16 protein-coding genes are annotated in these 16,803 nt (G+C 48.0%); 3 read left to right on the top strand and 13 right to left on the bottom strand.

Annotated elements, in window-relative coordinates; translation table 11 throughout:
* The first annotated feature begins 19 nt into the window (after positions 1 to 19).
* Both ACO0LN_RS15305 and ACO0LN_RS15300 read left to right on the top strand, forming a co-directional pair.
* Positions 20 to 940 carry a DUF692 domain-containing protein gene (locus ACO0LN_RS15305; RefSeq protein ID WP_422975186.1) on the top strand — a complete coding sequence of 307 codons (921 nt, stop codon included), beginning with the start codon at positions 20 to 22 and terminating at the stop codon, positions 938 to 940.
* Positions 937 to 1,827, top strand: coding sequence for a putative DNA-binding domain-containing protein (locus tag ACO0LN_RS15300; RefSeq protein ID WP_422975184.1), 891 nt, complete (start codon positions 937 to 939; stop codon positions 1,825 to 1,827). The genes ACO0LN_RS15305 and ACO0LN_RS15300 overlap by 4 nt, the downstream gene beginning before the upstream one ends.
* A 25-nt stretch (positions 1,828 to 1,852) precedes the next feature.
* Here ACO0LN_RS15300 and ACO0LN_RS15295 read toward each other — a convergent pair whose 3' ends face one another.
* From ACO0LN_RS15295 to ppsA, 4 genes are all read right to left on the bottom strand, one after another.
* Positions 1,853 to 3,796, bottom strand: coding sequence for an SPFH domain-containing protein (locus ACO0LN_RS15295; protein WP_422975182.1), 1,944 nt, complete (start codon positions 3,794 to 3,796; stop codon positions 1,853 to 1,855).
* Positions 3,797 to 3,937: 141 nt separating this feature from the next.
* Positions 3,938 to 4,888: an SPFH domain-containing protein gene (locus ACO0LN_RS15290; RefSeq protein WP_422975180.1), complete on the bottom strand. Its 951-nt coding sequence runs from the start codon at positions 4,886 to 4,888 to the stop codon at positions 3,938 to 3,940.
* 60 nt (positions 4,889 to 4,948) lie between these two features.
* Entirely contained in the window at positions 4,949 to 5,383 is a 435-nt protein-coding gene (locus ACO0LN_RS15285) for an NfeD family protein (RefSeq protein ID WP_422975178.1), read from the bottom strand.
* A gap of 322 nt (positions 5,384 to 5,705) precedes the next feature.
* Positions 5,706 to 8,123, bottom strand: a complete 2,418-nt coding sequence (gene ppsA / locus ACO0LN_RS15280; protein WP_422975176.1) for a phosphoenolpyruvate synthase — start codon at positions 8,121 to 8,123, stop codon at positions 5,706 to 5,708.
* A 242-nt stretch (positions 8,124 to 8,365) separates the two neighbouring features.
* Here ppsA and ppsR point away from each other — a divergent pair, with 242 nt between their 5' ends.
* Entirely contained in the window at positions 8,366 to 9,214 is an 849-nt protein-coding gene (gene ppsR, locus ACO0LN_RS15275) for a posphoenolpyruvate synthetase regulatory kinase/phosphorylase PpsR (RefSeq protein ID WP_422949846.1), read from the top strand.
* On the opposite strand, the gene ACO0LN_RS15270 is transcribed toward ppsR, so the two are convergent.
* The 9 genes from ACO0LN_RS15270 to fabF all read right to left on the bottom strand — a co-directional run bounded on the left by ACO0LN_RS15270 (position 9,208) and on the right by fabF (position 16,798).
* Complete coding sequence (locus ACO0LN_RS15270; RefSeq protein ID WP_422975174.1) at positions 9,208 to 10,005, bottom strand: TrmH family RNA methyltransferase; 798 nt, start codon at positions 10,003 to 10,005, stop codon at positions 9,208 to 9,210. The two genes, ppsR and ACO0LN_RS15270, sit on opposite strands and share 7 nt — an antisense overlap.
* Complete coding sequence (gene rnhB, locus ACO0LN_RS15265; RefSeq protein WP_422975172.1) at positions 10,006 to 10,611, bottom strand: ribonuclease HII; 606 nt, start codon at positions 10,609 to 10,611, stop codon at positions 10,006 to 10,008.
* On the bottom strand, positions 10,604 to 10,855 hold the full coding sequence (locus tag ACO0LN_RS15260; RefSeq protein WP_422975170.1) for a glutaredoxin family protein: 252 nt from the start codon (positions 10,853 to 10,855) through the stop codon (positions 10,604 to 10,606). The genes rnhB and ACO0LN_RS15260 overlap by 8 nt, the downstream gene beginning before the upstream one ends.
* A 142-nt stretch (positions 10,856 to 10,997) precedes the next feature.
* On the bottom strand, positions 10,998 to 12,482 hold the full coding sequence (locus tag ACO0LN_RS15255; protein WP_422975168.1) for a DegQ family serine endoprotease: 1,485 nt from the start codon (positions 12,480 to 12,482) through the stop codon (positions 10,998 to 11,000).
* Between the two features lie 12 nt (positions 12,483 to 12,494).
* Complete coding sequence (locus tag ACO0LN_RS15250) at positions 12,495 to 13,511, bottom strand: MucB/RseB C-terminal domain-containing protein (RefSeq protein ID WP_422975166.1); 1,017 nt, start codon at positions 13,509 to 13,511, stop codon at positions 12,495 to 12,497.
* A 2-nt stretch (positions 13,512 to 13,513) separates the two neighbouring features.
* Positions 13,514 to 14,182 carry a sigma-E factor negative regulatory protein gene (locus ACO0LN_RS15245; protein ID WP_422975164.1) on the bottom strand — a complete coding sequence of 223 codons (669 nt, stop codon included), beginning with the start codon at positions 14,180 to 14,182 and terminating at the stop codon, positions 13,514 to 13,516.
* A gap of 75 nt (positions 14,183 to 14,257) precedes the next feature.
* Positions 14,258 to 14,860 carry an RNA polymerase sigma factor RpoE gene (rpoE, locus tag ACO0LN_RS15240; RefSeq protein WP_162041316.1) on the bottom strand — a complete coding sequence of 201 codons (603 nt, stop codon included), beginning with the start codon at positions 14,858 to 14,860 and terminating at the stop codon, positions 14,258 to 14,260.
* Positions 14,861 to 14,995: 135 nt separating this feature from the next.
* Entirely contained in the window at positions 14,996 to 15,496 is a 501-nt protein-coding gene (locus ACO0LN_RS15235) for a protein YgfX (protein ID WP_422975162.1), read from the bottom strand.
* Between the two features lie 60 nt (positions 15,497 to 15,556).
* Positions 15,557 to 16,798, bottom strand: coding sequence for a beta-ketoacyl-ACP synthase II (fabF, locus tag ACO0LN_RS15230; RefSeq protein WP_422975160.1), 1,242 nt, complete (start codon positions 16,796 to 16,798; stop codon positions 15,557 to 15,559).
* Positions 16,799 to 16,803: the final 5 nt, after the last annotated feature.

The raw sequence follows: 16,803 nt of genomic DNA, 5'->3' as shown, positions 1-16,803 counted from the left end.
TATGCCTGAGCAGCACACTATGCACACTTTGCAGCCACGTCTTGGCCTGCCCAACCTGGGTCTGGGCGTTGGTCTGCGCAACACTCACTTTGAGCACATACTTGAACATGGAGCCGGCGTAGCCTGGTTTGAAGTAATCACAGAGAACTTCATTGATAACCATGGTTATGCACGCCACGTTCTGGAACGCATAGCGAAAACCTGTCCTATCGTCATGCATGGTGTTTCGCTATCGATAGGCAGTACAGATGCACTGGATTTCGACTATCTAAAAAAGCTCAGGCAACTGGCAAAGGAATTACAACCAGTTTGGGTATCTGATCATTTGTGCTGGACAGGTGCCGCAGCGATGAATACCCATGATTTGCTGCCACTACCCTTGAATGAAGCCACGCTAGCGCATGTGGCTGAACGTGTACGCATAGTGCAGGATTTTCTGGAACGTCCATTGGTTATAGAAAATCCCAGTACCTACGTAGAATTTAAACAGTCAAACATGGCGGAGGATGAATTCCTAAGTCGCTTAACTGAAAAAACCGGTTGTGGGCTACTGCTGGATGTAAACAATGTCTATGTGTCTGCCTACAATCACGGCTTTGATGCCGAACGTTATATACGCAACCTGCCTGTCGACCGCATCGTGCAAATTCATCTGGCGGGACCAAGTCATCATGGCGACTATATGATAGATACGCATGATCAGCCTGTGCCAACACCCGTCTGGCATTTATATGCGCTGGCGCAAGCCTTGACGGGCGGTGTTTCTACGCTGCTGGAGTGGGATGCCAATATCCCTGACTATCCTGACCTGCTGGCAGAACTGGACAAAGCACGATTGGTCATGACTGGTCATTTCCCCGAGATGAAAATCAATGCTGCATCTGGTACAAGCATTTCTACGCCTGTGCATTTTCAGTTGGAAGAACTCAGCACTTCATGAGTCAATCTGCACCTGATCCGTCGCTATTGCAATTGCAGCACTGGTTTTTAACGGTAATGACTGCGCCTGGTGGCCTAGCGAGAGGTTTGTCGCTGGCACAGGAACATCTGGGTATGGCGGAATCAAGCGTAATCAAGATCGCGCCTGGCAAGCAATCGCGCATGCATATTTATGCCCATGGCTACATCCTGCGTTTGCAGGAATGCCTGCAAGCTGATTTCCCGGTTCTACATCGTTTGATGGGCGATGAATTGTTTAATTTTTTTGCCCATAACTATATCTGGCGGCATCCTTCCCGTGCACCATCTTTGTATGATTTAGGCGATGGTTTTGCCAGCTTCTTGCTCCAAAGTCAGCCAAAAAATACAGATGAATTAAAGACCGGCGAAGCAGACCTGTTATTGCAGTTTCCGGTCGAGATAGCACGAATGGAACGGGCATTTACCGAGGTAATACGGGCACCTGGACTGGAAAATAACCGTAATATCAAAACCCACAATGCGTTTGACCTGCTGATGGGTTCACATGCAGACATCCATATCCCGGCCTGCGTACGGCTACTGAAAACCAGCTTTCCTTTACTGGCATACTGGGAGCAGACAAAACACACACCTGCGGGCCAGGATTTACCAGCCCCGCCAGAACCAGAGACCAGTTACCTCGCATTTACCCGCCAGAATTACCGTGTGCAACTGATCCCCCTGCTTGCATGGCAATATCATTTTTTACAGGCTGCTTGCACCAATCCAGATATACATGGGTGCGCAGTAAAGTCATCACAAGAAACTGGCCTGGATATTAAAGCACTGCTGGCAGATATTTGCCTGTGGCAGCCACAAGCGCAAGCGCTTGGCTTGTTAACGACAGAAGAGGTGGCTTTGACCTGATCAAAGCCACTTCTCAAATACGAGATTAACCGGCATTAATCATTGCGGTTTTCCCCTCCCCTTTATTCAACAGGTCTTTTGCAGCGAGTGCGAGGAAAGCATCTACGGCGGAGCTGCTACCACTGCCACCAGTCTGTATGCTTGGTACCATGGCGATGTGGCCTTTTTCTATTGCTTCAGCAAAACGCAGCAAGACTGTTTGCTGGAATTGCAGCTCTGGGCCCCCATAAGCTTCTACGTTCAACTCGGTCGCTTTCGCCTGTGCTTCACCTATCTGCTGAATTTGATAAGCTTCAGCATTCGCCAGAGTACGTTTGGCATCAGCCGCGCCAGAAGCAACCTGACGTGCTTCTTCTGCCGCCTTGATGGCTTTTTGCACAGCGGCACTACCGTGATTTTCTGCAATCTTGACGGCCAGTTCTGATTCGGTAATGGAGGTCTGTTGTTTTGCGCGGGCTTCTGCTTCGCGCAAAATACGTTCTTGTACTGCCGCGGTTTCCTTGGTTTTATAAGTTTCCAGTTGCTCTCTCGATACCTGGCGCTCACGCAATTGCTTCAGAATGACTTCAATCTGTGTATCACCATTCTTGGCGCGCGGCGTGCCTATCAAGACTTCATTCAGGGTCAGGTTATAGCCTTCAAAATTCTTACGCATTTCTGCTTTGGCACGCTCTTGTATGTCTGAACGTTCTTGCAGCAATTCGATCAGTGTCTTGCCCTGGCCTATATTTTTGAAATACGCTGCCACCATCGGGTCCAGGGTTTGTTCTACCAGCTTCTGGATATCGCCAAATCTTTGTATGACCAGCGGTGCCATTTTATAGTCGATATTGACGACAACCGACAAAGGCAAGTCAGGTTCGAAGGCATCCTTGGTAATCAATGACACTTCGCTCAGATGTTTGTCCAGCTCATGTGAACCCACCTGACCAGACTGCCATTTCAAGATGAAGTTGGTTGTTGGCACATCAATGACACGTTTTGCATATGGATTCAATGCATATTTGCCTGGCAACAGTGGAGATACCTGTACACCTTTTTCATCACTGCTGACCAACTCACCATGACGGTATGCGTCGCCTGTTACATCATTACCTGCCTTACCGGTATAAGACACGACAACGCCGACATAGCCAACTGGCACTACGCGTTTTTCCACTATTTCATAACTGGCGAAACGTGCGTTCAGATAATAGGTACCTTCAACTAATACCTGCAACTGACGACCTTTGTAGCCACCAGCTTCTATGAACACCTCAGGATTTTGGAAGTCATGATGATAGTTGCGGCCTTCATGCGGATCAGCGCCGACCACCGGAGCGACGATAGTACCCTCGGGCAAAGACTGCCCTTCATGCGTGGTGATGACTGCCAGCTTATCATCGCGTATCACCAAGGGCAGGAAACCATTACGTGTGCGCAGTTCATCCAGCATTTCTGCCAACTGTCCAACCACGATGCCATCGTTACTGATATTGCCATCACCAGGCAGAGGCAAGGCATAGACGCGCTCAGCAGTCAGCACCACGAATTGTGCCAGATTGATCGCGTAAGTACCTTCACGCAGTATCTTGCGTTGCAAACCTTTTTGCCCAGCATTGGTCAGGAAGCTGCGGACATCAGTGAAGTCATTTGCCTCCTTATTGCAAGCCAGGTTTTGTGTAGGTGCCATGGCTTGCCCATCGCGGGCAAATACATAAGCCAGAGTGCCTTGCTGTATGGTCACCAGATCATGTCTGTGTATGGAATATTGAAATGGGAAAAACATATGAAAACCACCACGCAACACTTCAGGCTGAAAGCCAGCCTCACCATTTAGGGCAATAAAACCATGCTGGACAGAACCACTGGCTGACCATTTCTTTTCGACGATACCGATTTTTTCATTGGAGATATATACGAGCACATTACTGCTATACAGCAGCAAAATTACGACAGCAACAATGACTGCCAGAATAATTTCAAACATACTTAGCCTCTTCTTTTTAAAAGATCCGGTTTGTTCCGGACATGCAGCAGTGCTACTGGCATCTGGTAGATGCCAGCAGTACAACGGGGATTTGTGTGGGTAGAGTTACGACATGAGGAGCCTGTCACGCTCCTCATTTGATCAGACGGGTCGTCGTGGCGACTCGATGACTGTAGGTTTTTGAGATTTAGCGACTTGCATGGCAGTAGCGATCAGGCCACTCATATCACCCAGATTAGCCGGGATGATAATCGAATTATTGGTTTTGGCCAGATTGGCAAATGCTGCTACATATTGCTCAGCCACCTTCAGGTTAGCCGCATCAGAGCCACCTGGTGACTGTATCGCTGCAGCAGTCTTGCGTATTGCTTCTGCGCTGGCTTCCGCAATCGAAAGAATAGCGGCAGCCTGACCTTGTGCGCGGTTGATCGATGCCTGTTTTTCACCTTCAGATTTGGCAATCGACGCTTCGCGTTCACCTGTCGCAATATTGATCTGCTCTTGCTTGCGGCCCTCTGAAGCGGCGATCAGTGCCCGTTTTTCACGCTCAGCTGTAATTTGTGCCTGCATCGCATGCAAGATTTCTTTTGGCGGTGTCAAATCCTTGATTTCATAGCGCAGGACCTTGACGCCCCAATTGGCTGCAGATTCATCAATCGCATTCACGATCGTGGTGTTGATGTGGTCGCGCTCTTCAAAAGTCTTGTCCAACTCCATTTTACCGATGACAGAACGCAAGGTGGTTTGCGCCAGTTGTGTGATTGCCGCAATATAGTTTGAAGAACCATATGAGGCACGCATGGCATCGGTGATCTGGAAATACAAAATACCATCTACCTGCAATTGCGTATTGTCCCTGGTGATACAAACCTGCGGCGGTACATCCAGCGGGATTTCTTTCAGTATGTGTTTATAAGCGATGCGATCAACAAAAGGCACCACGATATTTAAGCCCGGCCCCAGCGTGGCATGATATTTACCCAGACGTTCCACTACCCAGGCATGCTGTTGTGGTACGACATTGATGGTCTTGAAAACGAATACCATTGCCAACACTAATAAAACCAGAGCGACGCCACCTATATTTTCCATATCCTTACCTTTATTGTTATTTAGACTATCTTATATTGATCTATATTGATTTTTGTACTGCTATGAAGGTTTCACTATCAAACGGCTACCTTGTATTTCTTCAATCACATAAGCACCGGGATAGCCTGCCGAGTGCTGTAATTCCACATCCCACATAGCACCGCGATACATGGTTCTCGCGGCAAACTTGCCATTACCTAATTCCTTCCATTCATTGACTTGCAAGGTTTGCCCTATATCCATATTCACATTAGGGTCACGGGCTGCATTGGCATTTTCTTTCCAGCCGTATTTGCTCTTGTGCAAAGCTGCAGTCGCAAGCGCGCCAACAACAGCCGCTACGATCATTTGACTTTCTGTGCCCAATTGAAAAACAGCAGCTACAGCCCCTGCCACCAGGCCAATTGAAATCATCAATAAGTAAAACGTACCCGTGAACAACTCAAATATCACGACTATCCCCGCCAGTATCATCCACATCATCCATCCGCTCATATTCTTATTCTCCTTATCAATTTTTGTATTTATAAATTCTGCTACTTTTGCATTTTCTACGACTGGCTTATATTTTTCATCGGTAATCGCCGTAGAAATTTACCCACAAAAAAGCCCCCGTTACCTAGCGTGGTAACGAGGGCTTTTCCAGGAATTTTGTTGAAGTATTGATTTTCTTTTTCTTTAGTTTCGACAACGGTAGTCTAGTCTTAATTTTAAAATATACAAGGGCTTCAATCGATTTATGTTGCGGCGCACCAACAAGAAAAAACGGGAATTCTTTTGCAAGAAATTCCCGTTTTTACTTCAAGAGCAAAACTATTTATTTTCCAACTGCAGCCAGTTTCTGCCAGGTATCAATCACAGAATCAGGGTTCAGGGAAATTGATTCTATTCCTTCTTTCATCAGCCATTCAGCAAAGTCAGGATGATCAGATGGGCCCTGGCCGCATATACCAACGTACTTGTCGAGTTTGCGGCAAGCAGCGATGGCGCGAGACAGCAAAGCGCGCACTGCAGGGTCACGTTCATCAAAATCTGCTGCCAGCAATTCCATACCGGAGTCGCGATCCAAGCCCAAAGTCAGCTGCGTCAAATCATTGGAACCGATAGAGAAGCCATCAAAGAATTGCAGGAATTCTTCTGCCAGAATTGCGTTCGATGGTACTTCACACATCATGATCAGGCGCAAGCCGTTTTCACCACGTTTAAGTCCATTTTTTGCCAGCAGGTTCACGACCTTTTCTGCCTGACCCAAAGTACGTACGAAAGGCACCATGATTTCTACATTGGTCAGGCCCATCTCATTACGTACACGTTTCATTGCCAGACATTCCATTTCGAATGACTCGGCAAAATCCGGTGCCAGATAACGCGCAGCACCACGGAAACCCAGCATAGGATTTTCTTCATCCGGTTCGTAGCGCGATCCGCCTATGAGCTTCTTGTATTCATTCGACTTGAAGTCAGACAGGCGAACAATGACTTTCTTGGGCCAGAATGCAGCAGCAATAGTCGCAATACCTTCTGCCAGTTTATCTACATAAAAGGCTCTTGGAGACGCATGTCCACGGGCAACGGATTCCACTGCTTTTTTGAGGTCGGCATCAATATTCGGGTATTCCAGTATGGCTTTTGGATGTACGCCGATATTATTATTGATGATGAATTCCAGGCGTGCCAGACCCACACCTTCATTTGGTACTGACTGGAAATCAAAAGCCAGTTGAGGATTGCCCACATTTAACATGATCTTCAAAGGGAGCTTGGGCAATTCACCACGCAACTCTTCAGTGATTTCTGTTTCCAGCAAACCATCGTAAATCTTGCCTTCATCGCCTTCTGCACAAGAGACTGTGACCAGGGTGCCATCTTTCAGTACATCAGTCGCATCTTCACAGCCCACGACAGCAGGCACGCCCAATTCACGGGCGATGATCGCCGCGTGGCAGGTGCGACCACCACGGTTGGTGACAATCGCGGCGGCACGCTTCATGACCGGTTCCCAGTTAGGATCTGTCATGTCAGCTACCAGTACATCACCGGGTTGTACTCTTTCCATCTCGGATGGGTCATGAATAACGCGTACACGGCCTGCACCTATCTTTTGGCCAATAGCACGGCCAGAGGCTAATACTGTGCCGCTGCCTTTGAGTTTAAAGCGCTGCTGCGCATCAGTGGCCTTTTGCTGGGATTTGACTGTCTCTGGGCGAGCTTGCAGGATGTACAGCTTACCGTCACGGCCATCCTTGCCCCATTCGATGTCCATAGGGCGGCCATAATGTTTCTCGATGATAGTCGCATATTTGGCCAGCTCTACTACTTCAGTGTCATTCAGGGAATAACGGTTGCGCAATTCCACTGGCACATCAACGGTTTTGACCGAGCGGCCTGCCTTGGCTTCACCAGTAAATTCCATCTTGATGAGTTTGGAGCCAATATTGCGGCGGATAACTGGCAATTTGCCCAGTTCCAACATAGGTTTGTGAACATAAAATTCATCAGGATTAACCGCACCCTGCACTACGGTTTCGCCAAGGCCGTAGCTGGACGTGATAAACACTACGTCCTTGAAACCGGATTCTGTATCTATCGTGAACATAACGCCAGCGGCACCCAGGTCAGAACGTACCATGCGCTGCACACCGGCAGACAAGGCCACTTCAGCATGGGTAAAGCCTTTATGGACACGGTAAGAAATTGCCCTGTCGTTATACAGTGAGGCAAATACATGCTTCATTGCCTCCAGAATATTGTCAATTCCGACAACATTCAAGAAAGTTTCTTGCTGACCAGCGAAAGACGCATCGGGTAAATCTTCAGCCGTAGCTGAAGAACGCACGGCGAAAGACATTTCGGCTGTAGAGTCAGAGACCAGCTTGTTGTAGAACTCTTCTATCTCTGTCAGCAAGCGCGGCTGAAATGGCGTGTCGATGATCCATTGACGGATATCGGCACCGGCTCTTGCCAGTTCCTTGACATCATCGATATCAAGCCCCTCAAGACGGTCGGCAATGCGTTTTTCAAGTGGCAAACCGCCATCAACACTATGCGTCAGGAAATCGCGAAAAGCTTGTGCCGTGGTGGCAAAACCACCTGGAACCCGCACGCCGGCAGTTGCCAGCTGGCTGATCATTTCGCCTAAAGAAGCATTTTTCCCGCCGACGGATTCAACATCCGTCATGCGTAAATGCTCAAACGAGGCAACATAAGTTGCTTCAGTAATTGCTGCGTTGGACATAACAACCTCTTTTTGATGGTAAGAAATCTTTGCTGTTCCATGCTATTTAAAGCCGTGCTGCTTCGTATCCCGCTGGTTTTTTGTTATTCTTGAGGCGAGCCACGCTGGACATGCTGTTGCAGCATTTTACATTGTGTCCTGCAAGATTTATCTAAACGGAATAAGAATTTGCAGTCTTTTTTGTTTCTAAGAGTACAAATATATTCCGTCCAGTCTATTGTCATTATTCATATAAAACTATCATGTCAGATACTCCCCAGCAAGCACGGCCAGCAGCTAACCGTACCGTCTTTTTCGTCTCTGATGGTACTGGCATCACCGCAGAAACCTTTGGTCACTCGGTATTGACGCAATTTGACCTGAAATTCAAGCAAATTCGCCTGCCTTTTATCGACACGCTGGAAAAAGCCCACGAAGCCGTGCGCAAGATCAATGATGCCTATACGGCTGAAGGCAATCGCCCCATCGTCTTCTCCACACTAGTCAAAGCTGACCTCGCTGGCGTTGTTTTTAAATCCAAGGGCTTGCACATGGATTTGATACAAACCTTTGTGTCACCGCTGGAGCAGGAATTGGGTGTCAAATCCACCCACACCATAGGGCGCAGCCACAATATTACGGACTCTGAAGAATATAAAAACAGGATAGAAGCCATCAATTTCTCTCTGGCACATGATGATGGTCAGTCCAACAAGAATTTGTCGACGGCAGATGTGATACTGGTCGGTGTTTCGCGCTCAGGCAAAACGCCAACTACTTTGTATCTGGCTATGCAATATGGCATCAAGGCAGCAAATTATCCTTTGATTCCTGATGATTTTGAACGCGGTAAGCTACCTTCGGCGTTGCCTGAATTTAAAGGCAAGATTTTTGGCTTGAGTATTGCACCTGAACGCCTGTCAGAAATACGTAATGAACGTCGCCCAGGCAGCAAATATGCCTCATTGGAAAACTGCCGCTATGAAGTCAACGAGGCAGAACTGATGATGAAGCGTGAAGGCATACGCTGGCTGTCATCCACTGCAAAATCGATAGAAGAGATTTCGACCACGATTTTGCAGGAAATCAAATCTGACGTACGGATTTACTGAGTTTTTGTAGCCAACTGCTGCCGTACCTGCTCAAAAAAGCAGATGGCGGCACTGGCAGCCACATTCAGCGACTCTATCGCCTCTTTCTGGGGTATGGTCACGGTGCTGGTGGCCATGGACATCAATTCTGGTGAGACACCCTGCCCTTCATGGCCAAACAGCCAAACCACTTCCTGATTCAAATTGCTTTGATAAATGGTTTGCCTGGTGTGAGAACTGGTGGCCAGCACTGGGATAGTGGTGTTACTCAATAGTGCTGGCAAATCGACATTTTCAAAAATATTCAGCAAAAAATGTGCCCCCATGCCTGCACGCATGACTTTGGGCGACCAGGCAAATGCGGTACCGGGGCTGCAAAATACATTTTGTATACCCGCCGCCGCTGCGCTGCGCAGGATGGAACCAAGGTTGCCGGGGTCTTGCAAATTATCCAGCATCACAGAAGATGAAGCCAAAGCAGCTGGAAATTCAGGTGCAGGCGTAGCAATGATAAACATCACCCCCACCCCATGCTCAACCTGGCTCAGGGCCTTGTACAAGGCATCTGGTAAGCAAATACACTGTGTTCTATGTTGTTCGCTTTGTGCCAACACTGCTTTCACCTCGGCATGATACAGGCTGCTTTCTGCAACGATGCAATATTCTGGTGCGCCAAGATGCTGGAAGTAGGCTTCGCACAGATGCACGCCATCAAGCAGGGTGCGGCCAGCCTTGCGCCGCGCCTGCGAACTGGTGGCAAGTTGTTTGAATTCCTTGTAGAGAGGATTGTCGCGGGAAGTAATCGATTTCATTTATTTGAGTAAAGCTTTCACAGGCGCATAAGATTTTCTGTGTATCGGTGATACGCCATGCTCGCGCAAACGTTCCAGATGCAAGGCTGTAGGGTAGCCCTTGTGCTGATCAAGCGCGTATTGCGGGTAGGTTTCATGCAACTGCATCAAGACATGGTCACGGGCAGTTTTTGCGAGTATGGATGCAGCCGATATTGCCGCTACCTTATCATCACCCTTGACGATGGCTTCTGATGGAACTGGCATGACCGGACAACGATTACCATCAATCAGTGCCAGTGTCGGTGTGACAGACAGTCCTTCAACTGCACGGCGCATTGCCAGCATGGTGGCCTGCAGGATATTGAGCTCATCAATTTCCTGTTCAGAGCATTCGGCAATGCACCAGGCCAACGCGTGCTCCTTGATCTCTACCGCCAGCAATTCACGCTTTGTTTCGCTGAGTTTCTTTGAATCCCGCAAGCCTGCAATCGGGCGATTTGGGTCGAGGATCACAGCTGCGGCCATGACAGGGCCGGCCAATGGCCCCCTGCCCGCTTCATCCACACCGCAAATCACTTCATTTTCATAATCAAACAGAGATAAACCAGGTGTCAGGTCATGCATGGAAAAAGGCTTTCAGTGCTGCGGGGTCGAGATAATAGTGGCAAATTCTTTGCTGTCTCTGGCCTTCTTTCTGGCCTACCAGGACTGGCACCAGTTCATCGTACAATGCCAGCACTTCATCATCCTGATCAACATCGACTACCTTGACGGTAAAGCCGTATTCAGGGCTATAGGCTTGCAGTTGCTCGAGCATATCATCGCAAAGATGACAATAACTGCGTGAATAAAGGGTAAATTGAATCATCATTCCTGCCTAAAGTGGTTGAGATTGCTAACATCATGCGGTATTGCATTCTCTATGCCTGCATTATAAGTCGCCAATATCAGACCTACAAAAGAAAAAAGGCCACCCGCAATGCAGGTGGCCTTCACTTTACTTGAAAAGTTTATTGATTGGTTGGACGTACTGCCACGAATTTGGAGACATCACCCCGTTTGACCAATAACAAAAGAGGTTTCTTTTGATCAACTTTCGCCATGACGGCCGCGAATTCCTTGACATCTTTGATATCGGTATTGCCGATACGCGTGATGATGTCGCCCGCTTGCAAGCCGGCACGTGCAGCACCACCTTCAGCACTTTCCAGTATCACGCCGCCGCTGACATGAGCATCTCGTTTCTGCGCTTCAGTCAGGTCAGTGATTGTCAATCCAAAAACATTGGAAGCAGGCTCGGCCTTTTGTTTTCCAGTTTTTACTGGCGCTTTTTCTGCATCCGCTTCGGCGACAGTCACGACTATATCTTTCAGGCCTCCTCTGCGCCATACCGTCACTGTTGCCTTGCCACCTGGTTTGATGTCACCGACTATGCGATTCAAATCAACGGCCTTATCAATGACGATGCCGTTTACTTTTTGAATCACGTCTCCTGGTTCGATCCCCGCCTTTTCAGCGGGAGAGCCAGGCATGACACGTTGTATCTGTGCGCCTTGCGCTTTTGCCAGGCCCAATGCATCTGCAATGTCTTTGGTCACATCAATACGCTCTACACCGAGATAACCACGCACTACTTTGCCGGCAGATTTAAGCTGCTCAACAACACGCATGGCCTCGTCTATAGGAATTGCAAATGAAATACCCATATAGCCGCCGGAACGGCTATAGATTTGCGAATTCACACCAATGACTTCACCACGCATATTAATAAGGGGGCCGCCGGAGTTACCTGGGTTGACGGCCACATCAGTTTGTATCAGTGGCAGGTAATCTCCAGTGTCGCGCGCCTTGGCAGAAATAATACCTGCAGTCACGGTATTGTCGAGATCAAAAGGTGAACCGATGGCGATCACCCATTCACCAGCCTTGATCTTATCTGAGTCACCTATGGTAACGCGTGGTAATTTGCTGCCATCAATTTTCAAGACGGCCACATCAGTACGGCGGTCTGCACCGACTACTTTAGCCTTAAATTCGCGCTTGTCTGTCAACTTGACATAGACTTCAGAGGCACCATCAACCACATGCGCATTGGTCAATACATAACCATCCTGAGAGATGATAAAGCCGGAACCTACACCGCGTGGCACTTCTTCCTCTTGCTGCTGAGGCGTCTGTTTGCGGCCCTTTGGTGTAGGTTGTTGTTTTGGCGTAGGCATAGGGGTGCCAAAGAAGCGGCGGAAAAATTCCTGCATCTGCTCATCTTCGGCGCTTGTGCCATTCTGGTTTAACTGGACTTTTTCTGTGGTCCTGATATTCACAACAGCCGGACCAGATTTCTCGACCAATTCAGTAAAATCAGGCAAGCCAACCGTAGATGCTGCCTCTGCCACTGGATTGGCATTGATTGTAGTCGGCGCTATAAAACCCACACAGGCACTCAAGACCAGGGTGGAAGCAATTTTTTCAATGGGAAAAAGTTTATTCGCTTTCATGGTGTCATTCGCTTATTTAGGTTTAAATTCAATTGAGTTCATTACTTGCCGGATTGCACTAACTGGTACTTCACCCACGACTGTGAGCCAGTATTCTGCATGGCGCTTGCCCATAATGGTCATGGCACCCTGTTGCAAACTGCCTTCAGTACGGTTTTCGCTATCCGGTTCAATAAAAACGGAAATCGCTGCCAGGCCATCAGAAAAAATCATTTGTACTACCTGATGCGACTTGATCGCTGTTCCATCGCTGTTTTTTGCATTTCCGGCAGCGGGGATCAGTCGCTTCATTTCGCGGGTTTTCTTGAAACCGGCTGGCAAGGATTTCACAACCCATCCTGAATGAATATTGGATTGCACCGTCAGATTTTCAACCTGCCAATGTGCAGTATTTTGAAAAGTAGGTCTTACCCTCTGCTTGTCGATGTCGCCAATGGTCAACTGAGTAAACGCGATTTGCTCTATGACTTCATTTTTGGTATTAACCGTTTGCGCACGCAGCAGCAAGCCAGAATTTTTTTCTACGCAGAGTCGATAACCATAGCGAAAGCCATCACGGGGGTCCAGCAAATATGTCTGGCAATCAATACCTGCCACGCGGCTGAGATCAGCTTTTTTTATTGCGTAAGATTCTGGGAGAGATTGCGCATTCGAGGTCAGCAAGGCGGGGAATACTTCTTGTGTCGCATTTTTCTCTATCTGCAGGGTTTTGCTTTCAGGCAGATAGCAGGTTACTTCTTCGTTTTTTCGCAAATATTCACGAGGTTGACCATCAAGAATTTCCAGTTTTTCGAGTTCATTATTCCCATCAAGAACATGAGTGATTCTGGAAGTTCTGATTTGATTGGCCTGCTGATAAACAAAAGTACCGGAGTAATTCATTTTCTGTGCTGAGGATTGCATTTTACGCAATACACTATGCACTTCACGCTTATCCTCTATCGTGTCTTGTGCCATTGCTGGTGCCAATAAACCGAGCAGGCACGCCGCCCCAGCCAATGCGATATTAAAACGCCATACGCACATCATATTTATTTTTCCGCAGCAGAAGAAACAGCGTTAGCGTGCGTAACGTATTGCGCTCCGTTATTGATGGCAGGGGAAAAACGCTGATGCGCCATCAGATAGCTGTCAATTCTGGGGTCGCGCAACATATCCAGTTCTGCGACTTTTTTATCGCTACCCTGTGCGAGCTGGGCAGGCTGCCTGGTCTGCTCATTTGCTGCCAGGGTATTGGTGCTCTGGTTGCCGCTATGATTGGCTAGCTGGACACTACCCGGGGTTACCGCTCTGCTGCTGATCTGACTCGCAGCGTCTGGGTTCGTCTGTAAGGACTGCAATTGCGGGATCATGATAAAAGCAAACACGGCAGCGGCCGCCATACTGGCCACGGCTGCATAAGCGCCCAGGAACTTGTGTTTTCTTTGCTTGTCCTGAAAGTCTGTTTTTTGCATGGCGCTTGGTGCCAGAATGACAGGTTCAGCATTCAATTTTGCAGAAAACCGCTGAGAGAAATCAGCACTGAAAGTGACCGCCAATTCTTCTGAACGCAACACATCGCCGATCTGGTGATAAATTTCCCATGCATCCTTGCTTTCTGCTTCATTTAAACTCGCAAGCAGGGAATCCAGCTGAGCATCACTCAATTCGCCATCTGCCATGGCTGAAATGCTCTCATGTTGATTTGTGCTTTTGTTCATCATTTTCACCTTTTACCACTATTTTTAAATTCGTTTGCACTGCTTTTCATTTGGATACAGACTTTGACCCATGCTTTACCAGCGTTGTTCCAGTGTCGTACCCAACAAGGGTCGCAATTTCTCTGCTATCGCTTCTCGCGCCCTGAATATTCTGCTTCTGACTGTCCCTATCGGACATAGCATGACTTCTGCAATTTCATCGTAGCTCAAGCCCTCTATCTCGCGGAGGGTGATTGCATTACGCAATTCTTCCGGCAAGGTGGACATGGCCGAATTCACGGTCTCAGCTATCTGCTTGCTCGCCAGTAAGGATTCCGGCGTATTAATATCTCTTAGACCATCTGCATCAACAAAGGACTCCGCTTCATCCACATCAGATTCTGTCGATGTGGGGGCTCTGCGCCCTTGCGTAACCAGATGATTTTTCGCAGTATTTACCCCGATACGGTATAACCAGGTATAAAAAGCCGATTCACCACGAAAATTCGGTAAAGCTCTGTAAGCCTTGATAAATGCTTCCTGTACTACATCTTCCGCTTCTGCGTGGTCATAGACGAGCCGGGACACGAGCCGCATTAATTTCCTTTGATATTTGGAAACCAGAAGCTCGAATGCTTTTTTGTCACCACGCTGGACGCGCTCAACCAATAGCTGATCAATTTCGCGTTCTGTCGTCACTCATTCATTCCTAGATTTGCATGGGAAGAGAAAAGCCCGCCCCAAATGCATGTTATTACCGTCAACATACGCGATTTATATACTGTCAGAGTCCGCATGATTCCTAAAAGTTCCTCAGCAGAAGTAAAATTCACGTCAACTCGCCTGATGTTGACTAATCCATATCAAGCTCACTCTTAATGCCTGGAATGCAGCAGGGCTCAATGAATCTGGCAGTATAAGCAACTTATGTTCCTTGCCAGCTTCATCAAGCAAGAAAATTGATAAAAAGTATGGCCAAATACGGGTTTTGTGACTTAAACGCACACTCAATCCCGTTAGCGCTCCTGTTTCCATCAACTGCGTATCTGTTTTCACATTTTTTGCCATTTTTTGCTTGGGCAGCAAATGCAAAATCATTTCCCCCGTTGCAGAAATACTCAATTGCCGGCTTTGTTGCATGCGCCGCCAATATCTGAAAACAAGGCAGCAACTGCTGCAAAATGAACTGCCAACAATCATGCAAATAAAAATTAAAGGTAGCGCCTTGTAGCTTAATAAAAGCCAGATACTCAAATGCACCAGTGCCAGCATGCAAAAACATGCCAGCAGCAGCGCTCGTGAAGCACGGGTATTGATATGTAGTGCTATCGTCATGGCAAAAAAAATGGCACTTCATTCCATCAGAAATGAAGTGCCAGGACTAATTATTTAAAATCAGACTTTTGCAAATATCAGCGTGCCATTCGTTCCACCAAAACCGAACGAATTTTTCATCGCATAATCTATGCGCATATCACGTGCAACATTTGCACAATAATCGAGATCACAAGCCGGATCCTGACTAATGATATTCATGGTCGGTGGTGAAATCTGGTTGTGCAGAGCGAGAACCGTGAACAAGGATTCGAGACCACCAGCACCGCCCAGCAAATGCCCCGTCATCGACTTGGTCGAATTGATGGTCATTTTGTACGCATGGTCAGCAAAGGTCGCCTTGATTGCATCCGTTTCGTTCTGATCACCAATGGATGTGGATGTACCATGCGCATTCAGGTAACTGATTTGCTCAGGGTTGATCTCAGCATCTTTCATGGCATTGATCATGCTGCGGCGCGGGCCATCCATGGTCGGTGTAGTGATGTGATAAGCATCACCACTCATGCCAAAGCCTATGACTTCGGCATAGATCTTGGCACCACGCGCTTTGGCATGTTCATACTCCTCCAGGACCATGACACCTGCACCCTCACCCAGAACAAAACCGTCACGGTCTTTGTCCCATGGACGAGAAGCTGTAGCAGGATCGTCATTTCTGGTAGAGAGGGCCCTTGCCGAAGCAAAACCACCCAAGCCCAGAGGAGAAATCGTTGATTCGGCACCACCGGCAATCATCACATCAGCATCGCCGTATTCAATCATGCGGGACGCAGAACCTATGCAATGCAGACCTGTCGTGCAAGCCGTGACGATGGACAGATTAGGGCCCTTCAAACCATACTTGATCGACAGATTGCCAGAAATCATATTAATGATCGAGGCCGGAACAAAGAAAGGGCTGATACGACGTGGTCCACGCGCAATCAAGGTTTCCTTGGTCTCTTCTATCAACGGCAAACCGCCAATACCTGAACCTACGATGACACCAATACGCTCTGCATTTTCTTCGGTGACGACAAGACCAGAGTCTTGAAACGCCTGCATCCCTGCGGCAATGCCGTAGTGAATAAAGGTGTCCATATTGCGCGCTTCTTTTGCCGGAATATAATCCTCGACATTGAAGCCCTTCACCTCACCTGCAAAATGCGTAGTGAAAGGAGTTGCATCAAATTTGGTAATCGTTGCGATGCCGGATTTACCTGAAGTGATGGCACTCCAGGCATCTGCAACAGTATTGCCGACTGGCGAAATACAACCGAGCCCGGTTACAACGACTCGACGTTTAAGCGAACGACTCAAGCGCT

The organism is Undibacterium sp. TC9W, assembly GCF_049339865.1.
In the GTDB taxonomy this organism is placed as follows: domain Bacteria; phylum Pseudomonadota; class Gammaproteobacteria; order Burkholderiales; family Burkholderiaceae_D; genus Undibacterium.
This window is presented reverse-complemented; position numbering and strand designations above follow the sequence as displayed.